Genomic DNA, 19,876 nt, shown 5'->3' with positions numbered 1-19,876 from the left:
CATCCCCCGGTCACCCGCCGGACACCCGCCATAGACTCGACGCGTGCTCGACCTCCCTCCCCTCGCCCGCTTCGGTGACCGCGTCGCCACCGGGCTCCTCGACGTCACCGACGACCCGCAAGCGCTGGAGTCCAGCGGCTTCTGGGCGGTCTGCGCCGACTTCGAGGGCCGTCTGACCTGCGCCCGCTTCCGCGACGTACGGACGGCGGAGGTGCCGCTGCCGGTGCCCGGCGCGTGGCGGGGCCCGGGGGCCGGTGACTGGACGTCCTCGCTGGACCGCGCCGCGTACACCGCGGCCGTGCGGCGCATCCGCGCGCACATCGCGGCCGGCGACGTCTACCAGGCGAACCTGTGCCGGGTACTGTCCGCGCCCGTCGCCCCCGGAGCCGACGTCGACGCCCTCACCGCCCTGCTGGCCCGCGGCAACCCGGCGCCCTACGCAGGAACGATCCGCCTGCCCGGACACGGGGTGGAGATCGCCACCGCGTCCCCCGAGCTGTTCCTGCGGCGCGACGGGCGGACCGTCGAGTCCGGGCCGATCAAGGGCACCGGCCGCACCGAGGCGGACCTCCTGGAGAAGGATCACGCCGAGAACGTGATGATCGTGGACCTCGTCCGCAACGACATCGGGCGGGTCTGCGCCACCGGCACGGTCACCGTGCCCGACCTGTGCGCCGTCGAGAAGCACCCCGGACTGGTCCACCTGGTGTCCACCGTCCGGGGCGAGCTGCGGGACGGCTCCGGCTGGCCCGAGCTCCTCGGCGCCGCCTTCCCGCCCGGCTCGGTCACCGGCGCCCCCAAGTCCAGCGCACTGCGGATCATCGGCGCCCTGGAGACGGCGCCGCGCGGGCCGTACTGCGGCGGCATCGGCTGGGTCGACGCCGACCGGGGCACCGGTGAGCTGGCCGTCGGCATCCGCACCTTCTGGATCGACCGGGCCGAGGGCATGCTGCGCTTCGGCACCGGCGCGGGCATCACCTGGGGCTCCGACCCCGAGGGGGAGTGGCGCGAGACCGAGCTGAAGGCCTCCCGGCTGCTCGCGATAGCGTCGGGAACGTACGAGGTGAGTGGAGAGGACCTGACGTGAAGATCTGGCTCGACGGCGGGCTGCAGGACATCGAGTCCGCCCGCGTCTCCGTCTTCGACCACGGACTGACCGTGGGCGACGGCATCTTCGAGACCGTGAAGGCCGTGGACGGCCGGCCGTTCGCCCTCACCCGGCACCTGGACCGGCTCACCCGCTCCGCGCGCGGCCTCGGCCTGCCCGACCCGGACCTGGACGAGGTCCGCCGCGCCTGCGCCGCCGTCCTGGAGGCCGTCCCGGTCCCCCTCGGCCGCCTGCGCATCACCTACACCGGCGGCCACGGACCGCTCGGCTCGGACCGCGGCGACCACGGCCCCACCCTCGTCGTCGCCCTCGGCGAGACCAAGCGCCGGCCCGACGCGACCGCCGCGATCACCGTCCCCTGGACCCGCAACGAACGCGGCGCCCTGACCGGCCTGAAGACCACCTCGTACGCCGAGAACGTCGTCGCTCTGGCCCGCGCCCGCGAACAGGGCGCCTCCGAGGCGCTGTTCGCCAACACGGTGGGGCAGCTATGCGAGGGCACCGGGTCGAACGTGTTCGTCGTCCTCGGCGGCGAGATCCACACGCCGCCGCTCGCCTCCGGCTGCCTCGCCGGCATCACGCGCGCCCTGGCGATCGAGTGGACCGGCGCGAGGGAGACCGACCTGCCGCTGGACGTCCTGGAGCGGGCCGACGAGGTCTTCCTGACCTCCACCCTGCGCGACGTGCAGGCCGTGCACCGCGTCGACGGCCGTGAGCTGCCCGGCGCGCCGGGCCCGGTGACCGCCAAGGCCATGCGGATCTTCGAGGAGCGCTCCGGGGACGACCTCGATCCCTGACGGGCCCGCGATATTCGGCTGACCAGGGCCGTGGTTCCGGGTAGAACACCGGTGATGACCACGACCCTGCGGCCGACCGAGCCGCTTCAGCGAAACGACGACGGCACGCGCTCGCGCCGCTACCAGGTGTGCGTCAACAGCCGTCCCGTGGGCGCGATACACCTCGGCACCCATCCGGTGTTCGGCGAGGCGGTGGCCCGGATCACGCACCTGGAGATCGACGAGCCGGACCGCGGGCGGGGTCGCGGCACGGTCGCCGCCCTCGCCGCCGAGGAAGTGGCGCGCGGCTGGGGGTGCCACCGGATCGAGGGCTCGGTGCCGGCCGACTCCCCGGCCGGTCTCCGGCTCGCCGCCGCGCTCGGCTACGTGGTGCGCAACCGCGGCATGGAGAAGCGGCTCGGCGGCACTCCGCCGGAGCTGCCCGAGGGCAGCCGCGCCCGGCCGATGACCGAGGCGGAGTTCGGCCCCTGGCTGGAGAAGGGCAAGGAGGACTACGCACGCAACTGGGTCGACCGGGGCGTCCCGGAGGCGGAGGCCCGGGCCAAGTCGGAGCGCGACCACGCCGATCTCCTGCCCGAGGGCCTCGCCACCTCCGGCATGCTGATCAACGTCGTCGAGCACCTGGGCACACCGGTGGGCACCCTGTGGCTGGCGGTGCGCGAGGACAACGCCTTCGTCTTCGACGTCGTCGTGGACGCCGCGCACCGGGGCCGCGGACACGGCCGCACCCTGCTGCTGGTCGCCGAGGCCCAGACGATCGCCGAGGGCAGACACACCCTCGGCCTCAACGTCTTCGCCGGCAACACCCCGGCGGAACGGCTCTACGACTCGCTCGGCTACCGCACGACGCTGTACGCCATGTACAAGCCGCTGCTCTGACCGGCCCGGCCCGGGGGCGCGGCGGGCCGGGGATCAGTCCTGTCCACCGGCCAGCAGCCGGTCCGCGATCTCCTCGATCCGCGCGCGCAGCCCGTCCTGGCTCTTGCCGCCGTCGAGCCGCTCCCCGCCGATGACGTAGGTCGGGGTGCCGGTCACGCCGAGCGCCTTGCCCTCGGCCTGGTCGGCGTCCACGACCAGGATGTGCCGGCCGTCGATCAACGCGGTGTCGAACTCCTCGGCGTCCAGCCCCAGTTCACGGGCCAGCTGGACCAGGAACGGCTCGCCCGCCCGGTCCAGCTCCTCGACGCGGTCCAGCAGGGCTTCGGCGTAGGGCCACCCACGGCCCTGCTCCCACGCCTCCTCGGCGGCCTGGGCGGCGGCGAAGGCGTGCTTGTGCTTCTCCAGCGGGAAGTGCCGCAGCCGCACCTCCAGCCGGTCGCCGTATCGGGCGCGCAGGGCACGCAGGTCGTCCAGGGCCGTGCGGCAGTCGGGGCACTGGAGGTCGCACCAGACCTCGAGGACGGGGGCGGGGGAGGAGTCGCTCATGCGGACAGTCTCCCAGCCGCCGGGTGCCGCGGTGGTGCGGGGGAGACCGGCGCGGCACCGGCACCTGCGGAGGAGTACCGGCACCTGCGGAGGAGGCGACCCGGAGATGTCCCTGATGTCCGCAGGAGGCATGGCCCGCCGGGGTGCGGCGGGTGCAGGATGGAGGGGACGAACGACCGCGCACGCCTGGAGGCCCCGGATGATTGCCGAGACCGTCTGCTCCGCCGTGTCCGCGGCCGGCCTCGGCATCGCGGCCGTCACGGCGTACCGCAAGCGATTCCTGACGGCGGCCCGGATCGCCGCCTACGCGCTGGTGCCGATCGGCCTGGTCATGACCGGTGTGGTCGAGTGGCTGGCGGACACGGCGTTCAGCCCGGCCGCCTGGGCCGGCTTCGGCCTCCTGGGCCTGGCGTGGGTGCTGTTCGCGACGACCCGGGTCGTCGAGCGCCGCCGGGGCGGTACGCGCAAGGAGCGCAGGGCCGCGGCCCGTGCCGCGGAGCGGTCCGACGCGGTGGCGCCGGCGGCCTCCGCGCCCTCCCTGGGCCAGGGCTCGCGCCCGGCCTCGCGCCCCGCCGCCGCACCCCGGGGCGACGACGACTTCAGCGACATCGAGGCGATCCTCAAGAAGCACGGCATCTGACGTCGCGCGTGCGGGGTCGATGCGTCACAGTGCGCAACCGGGCGCGCGCAAGTGATCACAAGGCGAACGGGACCTCGCGGTTTCGGCGCATCCCCGCACGCAGGCAGGTTGCTGATCGCGTCCGGCCGGGAGACTGCGTCATCATCGCCGCGAGATGCTGGACACCACGCAACAGAGCGACCCCGCGCCGCCGCGGCACGAGGCACCCGCCTCGCCCGACGAGCGGCTCTCCCCACGGGTCGAGGCGCCCGCCCTGCCGGAACGTCCCCCTCGGGACGAGCCGCGCGGCTGCCTCTTCGCCCTCTCCCAGCCACCGCTGATGATCTTCCTGGCGGTGATCGGGACCCTGCTGCTCATGGCCTCGCTGCACGACCTGCTGCTGCTGTGAGCCCCACCCGCGGTGCCCGGCGTCACCCGCCGGGGCCGCGACACCACGTCCGCCCGGTGCCCGGCGGCGCTCCTCAGCCCGCCGCCTCCTTGCGGCGCGCCCGGTACGCGGCCACGTGCAGCCGGTTTCCGCAGGTCCGGCTGTCGCAGTAGCGCCGGGAGCGGTTGCGGGAGAGGTCGACGAAGGCGCGCCGGCAGTCGGGCGCCTCACAGCGCCGCAGCCGCTCCTGCTCCCCGGCGACCACGAAGAACGCCAGGGCCATCCCGCAGTCCGCCGCCAGGTGGTCGGCCACGGAGGCGCCGGGGGCGAAGTAGTGGACGTGCCAGTCGTAGCCGTCGTGGTCGGTGAGACGGGGCGTGGTGCCCGCGGCCGCGACCAGTTCGTTGATCAGCACCGCGGCGGCCCGGGCGTCCGGTGCGGCGAACACCGCGGCGAACCGTCCGCGGATCTTGCGCACCGCCGAGAGGTCGAACTCCGAGAGCACTCCGACGTCGCTGATCTCGTGGTTCCGTACGAAATCCGCGAGGGTCGCCACGTCCGGCAGCCCGTCCGGCGCCGTGTCGTCGTCCGGTGCGGTGTTCACCAGATCGACCACGGTGTCGAGGGCGCACCGGGTGTCGTGGGTGATCAGCACGATTCGCTCCCTGGCCTGAGGGTCGGGCGGGCGCCCGCCGATGCTGGCCGATGGTAACGGCTCGACCGCGGCCGGTCCGCCCTCCTGCCCGCACATGGCTTCGATGACAACGCCTCCGGGCACGCCGTGGTTCCCGCACGCACGCACGCACGCCCGGTCCGGGAGCCGGGCGCACGCACACCGGCGCCGCCCCGCGTGAGCCGCGGAGCAGGCGCCGGTGTGACCTGTATGCGGTTGTTCCGGCCCGAGCCGTCTCCCCGAGTCGACGGCGCCGGGCGGCTTGTGGGGTCCCGGCCTAGCTCTCCGCCAGAATGTGTGAGAGCTCCTGGTCGAGGTCGAAGTGCCGGTGCTCCGTGCCGGGCGGCACGGCGGCGTCTGTGCGCTTCAGGAAGGACTCCAGGGCCCGCGCCGGGGCCTCGAGCAGGGCTTCGCCCTCCGGTGAGCTCAGGGCGATGCACACGACGCCCTGACCGTGACTGCGCGACGGCCAGACACGGACGTCGCCGGTGCCGGTGGGGCGGTGAAGCCCTTCGGCGAGGAGGTCGCGGGCGAACACCCACTCGACGGTCTCCTCGGCTCCGGTGTGGAAGGTGGCGTGCACGGCGTAGGGGTCGGCCGTGTCGTACCGCAGGCCTGCGGGGACAGGCAGGGAGGACTCGCTCGACACAACGAGGCGCAGGTGCAGCTCGCAGCTGACCGTGGTGTTCATAAGCGCCAGGGCCTTTCGCTCAGTGTGCGCTCGGGGATTCGCACGTCGGCGAAATCGACATGCCACCTACGGTGCCGTTGTAAACCCCTCTGAGTGTTTTGCGTGCCTTTACGTAACTCTTCCGGCCGAGAGATCGTTCGCGTCGTGCGTCCATTCCGGTGACTGGTTTCGCTCCGGTAGTGTTCGTCCGTATGAATACGGGGAGTGACGAGCCGGGCGAGGTGGCCGTGGCGCCGGACGGAACGGGGACGGGCGAGGTGCAGAGCGAACCGGATCGGGGACTCGGTTCGCGGGCGCCGGAATTCGTCAAGGCGCGTCGGGTCCTGCACGTGAGCTGGCAGGTCGGGGTCTTCGTGATCGGCCTGGCCGTCGTCGTGGCCGGCATCATCATGCTGCCCCTGCCCGGGCCGGGCTGGGTCGTGATCTTCGGCGGCATGGCGATCTGGGCCACCGAGTTCGTGTGGGCGCAGCTGGTGCTCCGCTGGACCAAGCGGAAGGTCACCGAGGCGGCGCAGCGGGCCCTCGATCCCAAGGTGCGCCGCCGGAACATCATCCTGACGAGCGTCGGCCTGGCGATCGTGGCCGTGCTCGTCGGGGTCTACCTGTGGAAGTTCGGCGTCGTCATGCCGTGGAAGATCAAGGACCAGTGAGGGGCGCCGGGGTGCCGGTGCCGGTCACGGGCACCCCCTGACATGGGGTAATGTTCTTCCTGCGTCCGGGCGATTAGCTCAGTGGGAGAGCGCTTCGTTCACACCGAAGAGGTCACTGGTTCGAACCCAGTATCGCCCACCCGGATCACCGGCCCATCTGCGAACCCGCAGGTGGGCCGTTGTCGTGTCCGGCCGTGTGCCGGTGCCGTCCGCAGGCGGTGCTGCCGCCGTGGTCGAGCATCGACCCCCTGCGCCTCGCTCAGGGTCCTCTTCCGCCTCCGGCGTTCCCGCGCCCGGCGCCCCTCCTCGGCCGTCCCATGGCCGAAAGCCGGCCTCACCCGGCCACACGCTCCCGCCCGGCCCGCCCTCTTCTTTCGGACACCGTGACGATCCGTTAGAAGGGTGAAAACGGACGTCCGGCCTTATCTCGACTTCTGGAAGAAGTGCCACACCCAGGGTTCCGGCGGAAATCCCCCGCGAATTGCGACGCGAAGAACGGGACGCCGCCGGATCTCGGTGAGCAGGTCGACTCAGGCCCCCCCCGGATCGACGAATTCCGCGCCGGTCGGGAGGAGTTCGGCGATAGCGACGGCAAGGTCCCCGGAGCCCCGGCCGCTCCCGACTCGACGGCTCCGGACCGGATTCCGCTTCTCTCGGACCGACCTGACGGACCGGTGGACGCCGGCCCGGCAGGGCGTCGAGGGACCGGCGCTTTCGCAGGTCGCGCTAGTGCATCCTGCCCAGGACCGCGCGCACCCGCCGGACGTTCCGCAGTCGCTGCTCGTACGTCGCCCCGAGGGCGAGCAGCAGGAGACCGGCCAGCGCGGGGGGTGCCCAGCGGGGCAGGGCGCCGGTCACCTGCACGACGTAGGGGGCGAGCTCGTGCAGGGTGACCAGGGCCAGCACCGTGCCGCCGAGCACCAGCGGGGCCTGGAGGTGGTGCCGGGCGCCGAGGAGCGTGACGGCCAGGGCCGCCGTGCCCAGCAGCAGCGGGCGCGTCCAGTGCGGATCGGTCCAGGCCGCCGCCAGGCTGGGCAGCAGGGTCGCGGCGAGCCCGGGACCGTACGCGGACCAGGACGAGGCCAGCGGGTCGCGGCGCCGGCGCAGTACCCCGATCAGCAGGGCGGGGACCGTCACCGGCAGCGTGTACGCCTCGGGCGTGCCGACCTGCCAGGCGGCCAGGCGCACCCAGGCGGCCAGCACGAACAGGGCCGTGGCCGCGTACCCCACGGGACGGCGGTCCGGTCGCAGGGCGGTGCCCGCGGCGACCACCGCGCACGCGGCCAGCACCACGGCGAGCAGCGGCGGGTCGGTGACGGCGAGACCGATGGCGAGCCACGCGGCGGCCGCACCCGTGGCCTCGACGGGAACCGTCGCGCGGGACGTCTCCGGGCGGGTTGTCAGCAGGGTGGCCAGCAGCGCGGCTGCCGCGGGGACGACCAGCACCAGCAGGGCGGTGCGGGCCGGCGGCCAGCCGGCTGCCGCGCCCGTCGCCGACGCCAGGGCGACGCCGTACACCAGGGCGGCCGGGGCCGTGAACGGGGTGAGCCGGGGCTGCCGGGAAGCGGCCGCGAGCAGTGCCGTCGCCAGGGACAGCACGACCAGCGTCACGTTCCGCGAGGCCAGCGACTGGAGCGTGAGGTCCGCGCTCGTGACGAGCGCGAGGACCAGTGCGGTGATCCTCGCCTCGGTGTGCGTGGTCCGGGCCAGGTACAGCGCGACCGCCGTCACGACGGCCAGGACCGCCAGGCCCGCCGGGTACGGAACCTCGAGGATCGCCGGCAGCAGCAGCGCCGTCGCCCCCAGCAGACCCAGCGCCGCGGTCCGGGCGCGCGGACGCCACTGCTCGGCACGGACCGTCCACGCGAGCACGGCCGCGACCGCCAGCAGCACCAGGGGAGCCGTCACGGCGTCCGACGGCCAGGGCGCCTCCACGGCGACCGCGGCCCGGGCGTCCGACGGCGCACCGCTCCAGATCCGGCCGAGCCACCCGACCGGACCCAGCACCACCAGGGCGGCCACCGGCAGGACCGACAGCAGGGCAAGCGCCTGCACCGCAGCCGAGGCATGGACCAGGCCCTGCCGCAGCGCGTCCGGCAGCAGCCGCCCCGTCCGCAGGACCGCCAACAGGGCGACGCCCAACGCCAGATGAGCCGGGACCGTCCAGGCGCCGGGCACGGCCGTGCGGACCACTCCGCCGAGCGCGGCGACCGTGAGCAGTCCCGACAGCGCCGCGAGGCCGCGGGCGTGCCACCCGGCCGGACCGGCGAGCCGCCAGGCCGCGCCCAGCGCGATCGCCGCCGCCAGCACCAGCAGGGCACCGGCCCGGGCGGCCGCCACCGGGCCGTCGGCGGTCAAGGACAGCCAGGCCGCGCCCAGCACCCCGCAGCCGCCCGTGCCGTACGCACCGACGAGGGCGCAGACCCGCACGGCGGCGTCCGGCGCACGCAGCGCCGGCACCGCGTCCAGTCCGGCCGTCACCAGCAGCGCGGCCGTGACGGCGTACGGGCCGGCGTCGGTGGCCAGGGCCCACAGCGTCAGCGGCGACTGGGCCGCCGCCACGGCGCAGGGAAGGGGCAGACGCAGGGACCTCACGGCCGGGAGCAGACCGTACGCCGCCCAGGCCGCCGCCAGCACCGCCGAGGCGGCCGCCGCGTACAGGGTGCCGTCCGTGCCGTCGAGCGCAGCCTCGTGCAGCGCGTAGGCGTCGAGGACCGTCAGGGCGAGGCCGAGCCCCGCCAGCGATTCGGCCGTCGAGCGCAGGCCGCGCTTGAGCAGCGGCACGGGGGCGAGGAGCGTGGCGAGCGTGACCGCCCCCAGCACCAGCGCCCGCCCGGTGATGCCCAGGTGACCCCAGCTGACCAGGGTGAACACCGCGGCGGCGAGGGTGAGGAGGATGCCGCCGAGCACCAGGAGCACGTTCTGCACGCTGGGTGCCGCGGTCTCGGGACGGGGCGGTGCGGCGACCGGGTCCTGCGGCGTCACGGGGCGCGTCTGCATCTGCTGCAACGCGGCCACCAGCCAGGCACGGCGGGCCAGCAACTGGGCCCGCCGGGCGTCCAGTCGGTGCAGTTCGGCGTCGAGGAGCCGCAGTTCCTCGGCCGGGGGCGGTTGGTGCGTCATGCTCGCAGTGTGGTCCGCGCCACCCGGGGTGCCATGAGTGCGGGTACTCAGGGGCGTACTCAGACACGGACCGCCGCACCCGGGGCAGACTGCGGACATGGACTGGAACCACTACCGTTTCCGCAGCCTGTGGCCTCTGCCCGCACCGCCGGACGCCGTCTACGACGTGCTGTGCCGTCCGGAGGACTACCCGCGCTGGTGGCGCCAGGTCCGGGACGTCGAGCGGCTCGACGACACCACCGGAGTGATCCGCATCCGCTCCGTCCTGCCGTACGACATGACCTTCACGGCGCGGCAGACGCGGCGCGAACCGGCGGCCGGGGTGCTGGAGATCGCGGTGTCCGGGGACATCGAGGGCTGGGCGCGCTGGACCGTCACCGCGCACAGGGAGGGCACCCTCGCGCGGTACGACCAGGTCGTGAACGTCCGCAAGCCGCTGCTGCGGCGGTTCGCCGTACCGGGACGGCCGCTGTTCCGCGCCAACCACGCGCTGATGATGCGGTCCGGGCGGCGCGGACTGCTCGGCCACCTGCGGGCGGTTTGAAGGAAGCGTGCCGGGACCTGTATGGTTCAGTGCGTTCCCGGGCGATTAGCTCAGTGGGAGAGCGCTTCGTTCACACCGAAGAGGTCACTGGTTCGAACCCAGTATCGCCCACCGGAAACAGCCGGTCCGTCGCAGACGGACCGGTTTTTTCACGCCCTGGCGCGCTCACGTCCCGGCGCGCTCACGCCCTGGCGCGCCCGTGCCGGTGTTCAGGCCGCCGCCGGCAGCTCCGGGCGCAGCGGCCACGCCGGATCCACCGCCTCGTCCACGCCGCTGCGCGCGAACCACGCCTGCAGGCCCCGGGCCTGCGCCGCGTGCCACACCGCCTGAAGCGTGTGCAACTCGCCCGGTGCGAGCCGCTCCAGCCGGGACGCGAACCGCCGGCCCACCGCCCGGGTCACCTCCAGTGCCGCCACCGCGTCGGCCGACGCGTCGTGCGCGCCCTCCAGGGACACGCCGTAGTGCGCGCACAGGTCGGTCAGGGTGCGGCGGCCCTTGCGGTAGCGGTCCAGGTGCTTGTCGAGCACCCGCGGGTCGAGCACCAGCAGCGGCGCCGACTCGAACCAGCGCCCCAGCGCCGAGGCCCGGTGGCGGCGCAACTCCCGGTCCAGCATGGTCAGATCGAACGGGGCGTTCATCACCACCACCGGGCGGCCCACGTGCGCCTGCTCGGCCAGCGCCTCCGCTATCTCGAACATCACCGGCGCGGGCCACCGGCCGTTGCGCTGCAGGTGCTCCTCGGTCAGGCCGTGCACCTCCGTCGCCTGCGCGGGCACCGGCACCCCCGGATTCACCAGCCAGCGGCTGACCCGCGGCCGGACACCCGGCGCGTCCTGGACGACGACGGCGGCCGACACGATCCGGTCGGTCTCGACGTCGACGCCTGTCGTCTCCGTGTCGAAGGCGGCCAGCGGCCCCTCGTACCAGCACGTCGTCATGCGACCACAACCCCTCGTTCACCGTCGGCAGTTGACGTACCGTCCGCTGCCCGATCCGGTGATACCCGGGCTGTTTGCGCCGTACGCCGGAAGGAGACAACAGGAGTACGGGTCTTTGCAGTTCAGCGACCCGCACGGGGACTCGACTGTTCTGGAAGGCTGTTCGGCCATGGCCATAGCCCAGCCCGAACGGGGCGGGCTGCTGCCCGAGCGCACGGCTCCCACCCGCGGCTCTCTCGCCACCACCGCCTGCATGGAGACCCTGCAGGTCGCCTATCTGCACGCCGTCGCGGCCGCCGCCGGCTGCTCGCTGTCCCAGCCCTTCCCCGACAACGGCATCGACTGGCACGTCAGCCACAGCGCCCCCGGGCACACGGTCGACGACGAGGTCACCATCAAGGTCCAGCTCAAGGCGACCTACCAGGTGCCGCCCCACCCGCCGGGCCGCAGCTTCTCCTTCACGCTCGACAACGACCACCTGGTCAAGCTCGCCCGGACACCCGTGTCCGTGCACAAGATCCTCGTGGTGATGCTCGTGCCGCGCTCGCGCGACGACTGGCTGCGCGCCGGGCACGACCGGCTCGACCTGCGGCACTGCTGCTACTGGACCAACCTCGCGGGCCATCCGGTCACCGGCCGCCGCCGCACCACCGTGCGCATACCGACCGCGCGCATCTTCGACGACCGGGCGCTGTGCGAGATCATGACGCGGGTCGGGACGGGAGGAAGACCGTGACGCACCGCCCGACACAGGGGCCCCTGCGGCCCGTACGGCCCCACCCCGCGGACACCGCCCCGGACGGCACCGCCCCCTGCGGCACCGCCCCCGAGCCCGGCGACGTCGACCCGGCTGTGCTCGCCGCCCTGCTGCGCCGGCACGGCTGGCAGCGCCGCGGCGGCGCCCCCGGCCGCTACGGCCGCTGGACCCCGCCCGGTGCCGGCGCGCCCGGCACCAGCCTGCTCGTGCCGGAGAGCCGCGCCTTCCCCGACAGCGACGACCTGCTGGGCGAGGCCCTGCTCGCCCTGAGCCGCAGTGGATCGCCGTGCGCCCGCGAGGTCCTCGTCTCCCTCACCGTGCCCAGCGACGAGATCCGCTGGTGGCACGACGTCCCCGCCGGACCGGCCGGGGCAGCGCCCTGGAGCGTGGAGGAGCGGCTGCGCACCGCCGCGCGCCGGACGCTGCTCGCGGCCGCCCTCGCCGACCGGGCCCGGACCGGCTACCACGGGGCCCGGCACCGGCGCGCCGCCGCCGCGTCCCTGAGCCGTGTGCTCGTCGGCTCCGCGAACGGCGGCCGGCTCACCGCCTTCGTGCCCGTCGACGGCGGCCGCCCCCTGGCCGTACGTCTCCACCAGGCCCTGCACGCGGCGCGCGAGGCCGTCGACTACCAGCGCGCCACGGGCGGCACGGACGCCTTCGACGGTGCCGTGGAGGCCGGCGTGTGCCACGAGCTGACCGAGGCCCTCGTCGCCCTCGTCCACGGCACCGAGGGCGCCCGGATCGCCGTCGCCTGGGCCCCCGCGGCCGGTGTCCCCGAGGGCTGCGCGTCCACCGCCGAGCCCGTCGAGTTCTCCCCCGGCGACCTCCCCGTCCTGCGCGAGGCGAGCGCCCGCTACCTGCGCGAGGAGCCGTCCGTTCCCGTGCGGATCACCGGGACGATCACGCACCTGCGCAGACCGGGACCGGGCGGTGGGGGCACCGTACGGCTGCGCGTGCTGGCCGGGGCCGAGGTGCCGCACGTCCGGATCGCCCTGGAGGAGGAGCCGTACCGGACCGCCGTCCACGCCCACCTCGTCGGACTGCCCGTGCGGGTGCAGGGGCGGCTGGAGAGCCGGGGCGGGTTCCGCCGCCTCACCGGTGTCCACGGTGTCGTCCCGGTGCAGCTCGACGAGGCCGAGCGGGACCGGCTCATGAAGTCGCTCCGGGCGGACGGCGGGGTCACGGCCTCCTTCTTCGACGAGGCCGGGGGAGGGGACCGCGGGGACTGATTTCGCGGGGGGCGGCCACGGGTCGGTACGATCCTTACTCGTGCGCGCGCTCCGGTATGGCGCCGCAGCCCCCCTTCAGTCAGGAGAGACCGGTGTCAGACGTCCGTGTGATCATCCAGCGCGATTCCGAGCGGGAAGAACGCGTGGTGACGACGGGCACTACGGCCGCCGAGCTCTTCGCCGGCGAGCGTTCGATCATCGCCGCGCGCGTCGCCGGCGAGCTCAAGGACCTGTCGTACGCCCTGTCCGACGGTGACGAGGTCGAGGGCGTCGAGATCTCCTCCGAGGACGGTCTGAACATCCTGCGCCACTCCACCGCGCACGTCATGGCGCAGGCCGTGCAGGAGCTGTTCCCCGAGGCCAAGCTGGGCATCGGCCCGCCCGTCAAGGACGGCTTCTACTACGACTTCGACGTCGAGAAGCCGTTCACGCCCGAGGATCTCAAGGCCATCGAGAAGAAGATGCAGGAGATCCAGAAGCGCGGGCAGCGCTTCTCCCGCCGCGTCGTCACCGACGAGGCCGCCCGCGAGGAGCTGGCCGGCGAGCCGTACAAGCTGGAGCTGATCGGCCTCAAGGGCTCCGCCTCCTCCGACGACGGGGCCGACGTCGAGGTCGGCGCCGGCGAGCTGACGATCTACGACAACCTGGACGCCAAGACCGGTGACCTGTGCTGGAAGGACCTCTGCCGCGGTCCCCACCTGCCCACCACCCGCAACATCCCGGCGTTCAAGCTCATGCGCAACGCGGCCGCCTACTGGCGCGGCAGCGAGAAGAACCCGATGCTCCAGCGCATCTACGGCACCGCCTGGCCCACCAAGGACGAGCTGAAGGCGCACCTGGAGTTCCTCGCCGAGGCCGAGAAGCGCGACCACCGCAAGCTCGGCAACGAGCTGGACCTGTTCTCCATCCCCGAGCAGATCGGCTCCGGCCTCGCCGTCTTCCACCCCAAGGGCGGCATCATCCGCCGGGTCATGGAGGACTACTCGCGCCGCCGCCACGAGGAGGAGGGCTACGAGTTCGTCTACACCCCGCACGCGACGAAGGGGAAGCTCTTCGAGACCTCGGGCCACCTGGACTGGTACGCCGACGGCATGTACCCGCCCATGCAGCTCGACGAGGGCGTGGACTACTACCTCAAGCCCATGAACTGCCCGATGCACAACCTGATCTTCGACGCGCGCGGCCGCTCCTACCGCGAACTGCCGCTGCGCCTCTTCGAGTTCGGGACCGTGTACCGGTACGAGAAGTCGGGCGTCGTGCACGGCCTGACCCGGGCCCGCGGCTTCACGCAGGACGACGCGCACATCTACTGCACCCGTGAGCAGATGTCGGAGGAGCTCGACAAGACGCTCACCTTCGTGCTGAACCTGCTGCGCGACTACGGCCTGACCGACTTCTACCTGGAGCTGTCCACCAAGGACCCGGAGAAGTTCGTCGGCTCGGACGAGGCGTGGGAGGAGGCGACCGAGACGCTGCGCCAGGTCGCCGAGAAGCAGGGCCTCCCGCTGGTCCCGGACCCGGGCGGCGCCGCCTTCTACGGCCCGAAGATCTCCGTCCAGGCCAAGGACGCCATCGGCCGCACCTGGCAGATGTCGACCATCCAGCTCGACTTCAACCTGCCCGAGCGCTTCGACCTGGAGTACACGGGCGCGGACGGCAGCAAGACCCGCCCGGTCATGATCCACCGCGCGCTGTTCGGCTCCATCGAGCGCTTCTTCGCCGTGCTCCTGGAGCACTACGCGGGCGCCTTCCCGGCCTGGCTCGCCCCCGTCCAGGCGGTCGGCATCCCGATCGGCGACGCGCACGTGGAGTACCTGGAGAAGTTCGCCGCCGCGGCCCGCCGCAAGGGCCTGCGCGTCGAGGTCGACTCCTCCTCCGACCGCATGCAGAAGAAGATCCGCAACGCCCAGAAGCAGAAGGTGCCCTTCATGGTCATCGCGGGCGACGAGGACATGTCGAACGGCTCGGTGTCCTTCCGCTACCGCGACGGCTCGCAGGAGAACGGCATCCCCTTCGACGAGGCCATCGCGAAGATCCTGAAGATCGTCGAGGACCGCGCGCAGGTCTGATCGCACGGCGCGAGGCCCCCGGGATCTCCCGGGGGCCTTTGCCGTCCCCCCAGCTCGACGCCATATGCTGCACTGCATGACGAGTGAGCCGGAGCAGCAGCTGGGAGTCGGGACGCAGGACGCGTTCCAGCGTCTGTGGACCCCCCACCGGATGGCCTACATCCAGGGGGAGAACAAGCCGACCGGCCCGGGCGCCGGCGACGGCTGCCCCTTCTGCTCGATCCCGGCCAAGTCCGACGAGGACGGGCTCGTCGTCCGCCGCGGGGAGCAGGTCTACGCGGTGCTCAACCTGTACCCGTACAACGGCGGGCACCTGATGACCGTGCCCTACCGGCACGTCGCCGACTACACCGACCTCACCGCCGCCGAGACCGCCGAACTCGGCGAGCTCACCAAGCAGGCGATGACGGCCCTGCGCACCGCCTCCGGCGCGCACGGTTTCAACATCGGCATGAACCAGGGCTCGGTGGCGGGCGCGGGCATCGCCGCGCACCTGCACCAGCACATCGTGCCGCGCTGGGGCGGCGACACGAACTTCATGCCGGTGGTGGGCCACACACGGGTGCTGCCGCAGCTCCTGGCCGACACCCGGAAGATGCTGGCCGAGGCCTGGCCGACCAGCTAGCTCGGCCGGGGGCAGCCGTGTCCCCGGGCCGCGCACCCACCCGTGGCCCGCCCCGCCACCACGCGGGGCAGCTCGCCCCTAGGCGTCGTACACGTCCGCCTTCTTCGGCGAAGCCTCCTGCACGGCCCCGCTGAGCGCCGCCGACCGCGCGCCGAACTTCTCCACGCTCACGCCGTTCTCCCGCAGCACCTTCAGCGCCGCGGCGTGCACCACCCGCAGCACCGGCGTGGCCGCCCGCAGCGCGTCGTCCGCCATGAACCGGTGCCGCCACGGCTGGTCCGCCCACGCGTGCCGCAGACCGAAGGGCTCCGGCAGCGTGAGGCTGCCGCCGAGCCAGTTCAGCAGCGGCGGGTACCAGGTCAGCGGGGCGCGCGCGGCCAGCCGTACCACCTCGTCGGCGTCGACCAGCGGGAGCTTGACCGTGCGGGTCTCCCAGAAGCGCAGGGACTTCTGGACCGTCTTCTCCCGGGCCGCGGGCTTCTCGTTGAACAGCGGGTTGACCGGTCCCAGCGCGTGCCCGGTGACCTCGATGCGCAGGGTGTCGTGCAGCACCGTCACCGTGATCAGCATGGTGATCACCAGGTGGCCGTCCCACAGCGTCCACTGCACGCCCAGGTAGTGCCGGTCGCCGCTGCCGAACTGCTGCTTGTTGCAGATGTCCTGCACGGCGTGCGTGCGGACCGTGTACGCGTCGACGTCCGTGCCGCTCGGCCGGGACACCTCCGTCGCCTTCTCGCCGATCGGCGTGACGATCCAGTGCGTGATGGACGGCTTCGGGAAACCGCCGGTGTTGATCGACGTGCGCTCCAGCATGGCCAGACCGCCCTGGATCGCCACGATCACGTCCCAGCTGCGGAAGGGGTGGAACTCCTTGCCCGGCTCGGCCGGCACCAGCTCCTCCGCCAGCTGCCAGCTGCCCCAGCGCGTGCCCATGCCGAGTATGCCCTTGGGGCCCGCGTAGAAGACCGAGTTCGAGCGCTGCTCGGCCGCCAGGCGGGCCAGCTCCTTGCGGACCTGCTCGGCCGCGTCGCCCGGGTTGCCGGGGACCGCCTCGGGGATCTTGGCGCCGACCCCGCCGCCCGACAGCATGCTCGACCAGCGGTCCCGCAGGTCCCGTGCCGTGCGCTCGCAGACGTGCTTGGCCCAGAACCAGCCCACCACCGGCATCAGGACGCACGCGCGCGCGTACCAGCCCCAGAAACCGGTGAACGGCATCTTCAGCAGGAACAGCACGGCCAGTGCGCCGATGGCGACCAGCAGGGTCGTGGCCAGGGCGCCCGCCCGCTTGTCCTCGCGCCTGGCCATGGTGGTGCGCAGCGTGAACACCAGGAGCCACACGAGGAAGCCGGGCAGGAAGAGCAGGCCGCACAGCACCGTGATCACGGAGAGCATGTTGTCCCGGTCGCGGCGGATGCGGTGGGCCGCCAGGCAGTGCTCGACGACGACCTGGGGCTCGATGCCGAAGGACTGGATGACCGGCTTGCGCCCCACGCCCAGCATGCGGTCGATCACCGCACGCGAGAAGGCCTCACCCAGCCGGGGGCGGAAGATCTTCGCCCAGGACCGCGGCGGCGTCACCTTCGACTGGTGCCACTCGTTGTCGGCGGCCAGGATCTTGGCGACCTCGTCGTCCCGGTAGGCCGCCGCGGCCAGGGCGTACGTCGCCGCCGTCTGGCCGCTCGCACCCGCCAGGGGCACCTGGGCCCCGGGACTGAAGTCGAATCCGTCCGTCACTGCCGCCCCCATCGCTGCCGCATCCGCATCTGCGGCCTTCCCGACTTCCGCGCTCCGCACACCTGTTGATCAGGTCATCAGCGTATCCGTCCACACCCACGCGCGTCGGCGGACGGCCGTCAAGCCACCCGCCGACGCGGAGAGAAGCCCTCATCAGGGCAGTTGGAGGCGCCCGGCGCCAACTACGAGACCGCGTGCGCCTCTTCACGCACCCGTTCCGCCACCTGCGCCGGCATCGGTTCGTGCCGCACGTAGCGGCGGCTGAAGCGGGCCGTGCCGTGCGTCATCGACCGCAGGTCGATCGCGTACCGGCCGATCTCAATCTCGGGCACCTCGGCCCGGATCAGGGTGCGCCCGCCGGGCGTCTGCTCGGTGCCGAGCACCCGGCCGCGGCGCCCCGACAGATCGCTCATCACGGCGCCCACGAAGTCGTCGCCGATCAGCACCGACACCTCGGCCACCGGCTCCAGCAGATGGATCCGCGCGGCGGCCGCCGCCTCCCGCAGCGCCAGCGCCCCGGCCGTCTGGAACGCGGCGTCGGAGGAGTCCACCGAGTGGGCCTTGCCGTCCAGCAGCGTCACGCGCACGTCGATGAGCGGATGGCCGGCGGCGATCCCCTTGGCGGCCTGGGCGCGCACGCCCTTCTCCACCGACGGGATGAACTGCCGGGGCACCGCCCCGCCGACGACCTTGTCCACGAACTCGATGCCCGAACCGCCCGGCAGCGGCTCGACCTCGATCTCGCAGATCGCGAACTGGCCGTGCCCGCCGGACTGCTTGACGTGCCGGCCGCGCCCGGCCGCCTTGTGCGCGAAGGTCTCGCGCAGGGGCACCCGGTGCGGTACGACGTCGACCTGGACGCCGTAGCGGCTGCGCAGCCGCTCCAGGGCGACGTCCGCGTGCGCCTCGCCCAGGCACCACAGGACGACCTGGTGGGTGTCCTGGTTCTGCTCCAGCCGCATCGTCGGGTCCTCGGCGACCAGCCGGGACAGGCCCTGCGACAGCTTGTCCTCGTCCGGTTTGCTGTGCGCCTGGATGGCCAGCGGCAGCAGCGGGTCGGGCATCTGCCAGGGTTCCATCAGCAGCGGGTCGTCCTTGGCGGACAGGGTGTCCCCGGTCTCGGCGCGGCTCAGCTTGGCCACGCACGCCAGGTCACCGGCGATCACGTGGGACACCGGGCGCTGCTGCTTTCCGAACGGTGTGGACAGGGCGCCGACCCGCTCGTCGACGTCGTGGTCCTCGTGCCCGCGGTCGGCGAGCCCGTGCCCGGAGACGTGGACCGTCTGGTCGGCGCGCAGGGTGCCGGAGAACACGCGGATCAGCGACAGGCGGCCCACGTACGGGTCGGAGGACGTCTTCACGACCTCCGCGACCAGCGGGGCGTCCGGATCGCACGGCTTGAGCTCGCGCGGCTCGCCGTCGACCGTCGTCACCCGGACCGTCTCGTGCTCCAGCGGGGTCGGGAAGCCGCCGGTGATCAGCTCCAGCAGTTCCACCGTGCCGAGCCCCTGCCGGGCGCCCCCGGCCGCGGGGGCGGCGGCCAGGACGGGGAAGAACGCCCCGCGCGCCACGGCCCGCTCCAGATCGGCGATCAGCGTCCTGACCTCGACGGGCTCCCCGCCGAGGTAGCGGTCCATGAGCGTCTCGTCCTCGCTCTCCGAGATGATCCCCTCGATGAGCCGGTTGCGGGCCTCCTCGATCAGCGGCAGCTGCTCCGCGCCCGGCTCGGACTCCTTGCGCTCGCCGGTCGAGTAGTCGAACAGCTTCTGCGACAGCAGCCCGATCAGCCCCGTCACGGGCGCGTGCCCGTCGGACGCCTGGGGCCCGTGCAGCGGCAGGTAGAGCGGCAGGACCGCGTCCGGGTCGTCCGCGCCGAAGGCCTCCGCGCAGCTGCGGGTCATCTCCTCGAAGTCCGCGCGCGCCGCCTCCAGGTGCGTGACGACGATGGCCCGGGGCATGCCGACCGCCGCGCACTCCTCCCACACCGCGCGGGTCGATCCGTCCACGCCGTCCGAGGCCGAGACGACGAAGAGGGCCGCGTCCGCCGCGCGCAGACCGGCCCTGAGCTCACCGACGAAGTCGGCGTATCCCGGAGTGTCGAGGAGGTTGACCTTGATGCCGTCCCATTCGACGGGCACCAGGGAGAGCTGCACCGAGCGCTGCTGCCGGTGCTCGATCTCGTCGTAGTCGGAGACGGTGCCGCCGTCCTCGACGCGGCCCGCCCGGTTCACCGCCCCCGCCGTGAGGGCGAGGGCTTCGACCAAGGTGGTCTTGCCCGATCCGGAGTGGCCGACCAGCACCACGTTCCGTACGGACCGGGGGTGGTCGGCCGCCTGTGCCCTGCCGGCGGCCCCTGGGTGTGTCTGTCCCTTGTCGCCCATGATCCTGCCTCCCGTGCACGGTGAGGTCCCTGTGGGCGCGGGCACGCGGATCCTCCCCGGACTCCGTCCGGGAGGTGCCCCCAGCGGTGGCGGCTCCGGCGACGCCCGCGGTCATTCGACCTTCC

The 19,876-nt window shown here is 73.1% G+C and carries 18 protein-coding genes and 2 tRNA genes; 13 read left to right on the top strand and 7 right to left on the bottom strand.

Annotated features, from left to right (window positions below; all coding sequences use genetic code 11):
• Positions 1–43 precede the first annotated feature (43 nt).
• From ACZ6ZN_RS28750 to ACZ6ZN_RS28740, 3 genes are read left to right on the top strand one after another with little or no spacing between them, the layout of a single operon-like run.
• On the top strand, positions 44–1,087 hold the full coding sequence (locus ACZ6ZN_RS28750) for a chorismate-binding protein (RefSeq protein WP_469650695.1): 1,044 nt from the start codon (positions 44–46) through the stop codon (positions 1,085–1,087).
• Positions 1,084–1,905, top strand: a complete 822-nt coding sequence (locus ACZ6ZN_RS28745; RefSeq protein WP_469650692.1) for an aminotransferase class IV — start codon at positions 1,084–1,086, stop codon at positions 1,903–1,905. Before ACZ6ZN_RS28750 ends, ACZ6ZN_RS28745 begins: the two co-directional genes overlap by 4 nt.
• A 54-nt stretch (positions 1,906–1,959) precedes the next feature.
• Positions 1,960–2,784: a GNAT family N-acetyltransferase gene (locus tag ACZ6ZN_RS28740; RefSeq protein ID WP_469650690.1), complete on the top strand. Its 825-nt coding sequence runs from the start codon at positions 1,960–1,962 to the stop codon at positions 2,782–2,784.
• 33 nt (positions 2,785–2,817) lie between these two features.
• Here ACZ6ZN_RS28740 and ACZ6ZN_RS28735 read toward each other — a convergent pair whose 3' ends face one another.
• A complete protein-coding gene (locus ACZ6ZN_RS28735; protein ID WP_398110667.1) occupies positions 2,818–3,330 on the bottom strand; it encodes a DsbA family protein in 513 nt (170 codons plus the stop codon).
• A 199-nt stretch (positions 3,331–3,529) separates the two neighbouring features.
• Between ACZ6ZN_RS28735 and ACZ6ZN_RS28730 the strand changes: the two genes are divergently transcribed.
• Positions 3,530–3,970, top strand: a complete 441-nt coding sequence (locus ACZ6ZN_RS28730) for a hypothetical protein (RefSeq protein ID WP_451879930.1) — start codon at positions 3,530–3,532, stop codon at positions 3,968–3,970.
• Between the two features lie 154 nt (positions 3,971–4,124).
• The gene (locus tag ACZ6ZN_RS28725) at positions 4,125–4,358 is read left to right on the top strand and encodes a hypothetical protein (RefSeq protein ID WP_398110803.1); all 234 of its coding nucleotides are present in this window, start codon (positions 4,125–4,127) and stop codon (positions 4,356–4,358) included.
• Positions 4,359–4,431: 73 nt separating this feature from the next.
• Here ACZ6ZN_RS28725 and ACZ6ZN_RS28720 read toward each other — a convergent pair whose 3' ends face one another.
• Positions 4,432–4,992: a CGNR zinc finger domain-containing protein gene (locus tag ACZ6ZN_RS28720; RefSeq protein WP_398110669.1), complete on the bottom strand. Its 561-nt coding sequence runs from the start codon at positions 4,990–4,992 to the stop codon at positions 4,432–4,434.
• Between the two features lie 295 nt (positions 4,993–5,287).
• Entirely contained in the window at positions 5,288–5,701 is a 414-nt protein-coding gene (locus ACZ6ZN_RS28715; protein ID WP_004002642.1) for an SsgA family sporulation/cell division regulator, read from the bottom strand.
• Between the two features lie 191 nt (positions 5,702–5,892).
• On the opposite strand from ACZ6ZN_RS28715, the gene ACZ6ZN_RS28710 reads away from it, so the two are divergent.
• Both ACZ6ZN_RS28710 and ACZ6ZN_RS28705 read left to right on the top strand, forming a co-directional pair.
• The gene (locus tag ACZ6ZN_RS28710; protein ID WP_398110670.1) at positions 5,893–6,351 is read left to right on the top strand and encodes a TIGR02611 family protein; all 459 of its coding nucleotides are present in this window, start codon (positions 5,893–5,895) and stop codon (positions 6,349–6,351) included.
• Positions 6,352–6,418: 67 nt separating this feature from the next.
• Positions 6,419–6,490 (top strand) — tRNA-Val (locus ACZ6ZN_RS28705).
• A gap of 587 nt (positions 6,491–7,077) precedes the next feature.
• Here ACZ6ZN_RS28705 and ACZ6ZN_RS28700 read toward each other — a convergent pair.
• Entirely contained in the window at positions 7,078–9,474 is a 2,397-nt protein-coding gene (locus ACZ6ZN_RS28700; RefSeq protein WP_469650686.1) for an SCO7613 C-terminal domain-containing membrane protein, read from the bottom strand.
• 97 nt (positions 9,475–9,571) lie between these two features.
• Here ACZ6ZN_RS28700 and ACZ6ZN_RS28695 point away from each other — a divergent pair, with 97 nt between their 5' ends.
• Complete coding sequence (locus ACZ6ZN_RS28695) at positions 9,572–10,018, top strand: SRPBCC family protein (protein WP_469650685.1); 447 nt, start codon at positions 9,572–9,574, stop codon at positions 10,016–10,018.
• A 39-nt stretch (positions 10,019–10,057) separates the two neighbouring features.
• Positions 10,058–10,129, top strand: a tRNA-Val gene (locus ACZ6ZN_RS28690).
• Positions 10,130–10,227: 98 nt separating this feature from the next.
• Here ACZ6ZN_RS28690 and ACZ6ZN_RS28685 read toward each other — a convergent pair.
• Entirely contained in the window at positions 10,228–10,956 is a 729-nt protein-coding gene (locus ACZ6ZN_RS28685; protein ID WP_398110673.1) for a 3'-5' exonuclease, read from the bottom strand.
• 169 nt (positions 10,957–11,125) lie between these two features.
• Here ACZ6ZN_RS28685 and ACZ6ZN_RS28680 point away from each other — a divergent pair, with 169 nt between their 5' ends.
• The 4 genes from ACZ6ZN_RS28680 (at position 11,126) to ACZ6ZN_RS28665 (ending at position 15,636) form a co-directional block, all read left to right on the top strand.
• Positions 11,126–11,692 carry a DUF4365 domain-containing protein gene (locus tag ACZ6ZN_RS28680; RefSeq protein WP_398110674.1) on the top strand — a complete coding sequence of 189 codons (567 nt, stop codon included), beginning with the start codon at positions 11,126–11,128 and terminating at the stop codon, positions 11,690–11,692.
• The gene (locus ACZ6ZN_RS28675; protein ID WP_469650682.1) at positions 11,689–12,942 is read left to right on the top strand and encodes a hypothetical protein; all 1,254 of its coding nucleotides are present in this window, start codon (positions 11,689–11,691) and stop codon (positions 12,940–12,942) included. The genes ACZ6ZN_RS28680 and ACZ6ZN_RS28675 overlap by 4 nt, the downstream gene beginning before the upstream one ends.
• 92 nt (positions 12,943–13,034) lie before the next feature.
• Positions 13,035–15,011: a threonine--tRNA ligase gene (gene thrS / locus ACZ6ZN_RS28670; RefSeq protein WP_398110676.1), complete on the top strand. Its 1,977-nt coding sequence runs from the start codon at positions 13,035–13,037 to the stop codon at positions 15,009–15,011.
• Positions 15,012–15,075: 64 nt separating this feature from the next.
• A complete protein-coding gene (locus tag ACZ6ZN_RS28665) occupies positions 15,076–15,636 on the top strand; it encodes an HIT family protein (protein ID WP_398110677.1) in 561 nt (186 codons plus the stop codon).
• Between the two features lie 78 nt (positions 15,637–15,714).
• On the opposite strand, the gene ACZ6ZN_RS28660 is transcribed toward ACZ6ZN_RS28665, so the two are convergent.
• Both ACZ6ZN_RS28660 and ACZ6ZN_RS28655 read right to left on the bottom strand, forming a co-directional pair.
• Complete coding sequence (locus ACZ6ZN_RS28660; RefSeq protein WP_451879925.1) at positions 15,715–17,382, bottom strand: hypothetical protein; 1,668 nt, start codon at positions 17,380–17,382, stop codon at positions 15,715–15,717.
• Positions 17,383–17,552: 170 nt separating this feature from the next.
• Positions 17,553–19,751: an elongation factor G-like protein EF-G2 gene (locus ACZ6ZN_RS28655; protein WP_451879924.1), complete on the bottom strand. Its 2,199-nt coding sequence runs from the start codon at positions 19,749–19,751 to the stop codon at positions 17,553–17,555.
• Between the last annotated feature and the right edge of the window lie 125 nt (positions 19,752–19,876).

This window comes from Streptomyces sp. NPDC053665, assembly GCF_055585285.1.
This window is presented reverse-complemented; position numbering and strand designations above follow the sequence as displayed.

Bases quoted from the DNA above. Each gene is read 5' to 3' on its own strand.
- ACZ6ZN_RS28655 (WP_451879924.1), bottom strand. From the start codon at position 19,751: ATGGGCGACAAGGGACAGACACACCCAGGGGCCGCCGGCAGGGCACAG.
- ACZ6ZN_RS28740 (WP_469650690.1), top strand. From the start codon at position 1,960: ATGACCACGACCCTGCGGCCGACCGAGCCGCTTCAGCGAAACGACGAC.
- ACZ6ZN_RS28730 (WP_451879930.1), top strand. From the start codon at position 3,530: ATGATTGCCGAGACCGTCTGCTCCGCCGTGTCCGCGGCCGGCCTCGGC.
- ACZ6ZN_RS28695 (WP_469650685.1), top strand. From the start codon at position 9,572: ATGGACTGGAACCACTACCGTTTCCGCAGCCTGTGGCCTCTGCCCGCA.
- ACZ6ZN_RS28735 (WP_398110667.1), bottom strand. From the start codon at position 3,330: ATGAGCGACTCCTCCCCCGCCCCCGTCCTCGAGGTCTGGTGCGACCTC.
- ACZ6ZN_RS28665 (WP_398110677.1), top strand. From the start codon at position 15,076: ATGCTGCACTGCATGACGAGTGAGCCGGAGCAGCAGCTGGGAGTCGGG.
- ACZ6ZN_RS28710 (WP_398110670.1), top strand. From the start codon at position 5,893: ATGAATACGGGGAGTGACGAGCCGGGCGAGGTGGCCGTGGCGCCGGAC.
- ACZ6ZN_RS28685 (WP_398110673.1), bottom strand. From the start codon at position 10,956: ATGACGACGTGCTGGTACGAGGGGCCGCTGGCCGCCTTCGACACGGAG.
- ACZ6ZN_RS28700 (WP_469650686.1), bottom strand. From the start codon at position 9,474: ATGACGCACCAACCGCCCCCGGCCGAGGAACTGCGGCTCCTCGACGCC.
- ACZ6ZN_RS28660 (WP_451879925.1), bottom strand. From the start codon at position 17,382: ATGGGGGCGGCAGTGACGGACGGATTCGACTTCAGTCCCGGGGCCCAG.
- ACZ6ZN_RS28715 (WP_004002642.1), bottom strand. From the start codon at position 5,701: ATGAACACCACGGTCAGCTGCGAGCTGCACCTGCGCCTCGTTGTGTCG.
- ACZ6ZN_RS28680 (WP_398110674.1), top strand. From the start codon at position 11,126: ATGGCCATAGCCCAGCCCGAACGGGGCGGGCTGCTGCCCGAGCGCACG.
- ACZ6ZN_RS28725 (WP_398110803.1), top strand. From the start codon at position 4,125: ATGCTGGACACCACGCAACAGAGCGACCCCGCGCCGCCGCGGCACGAG.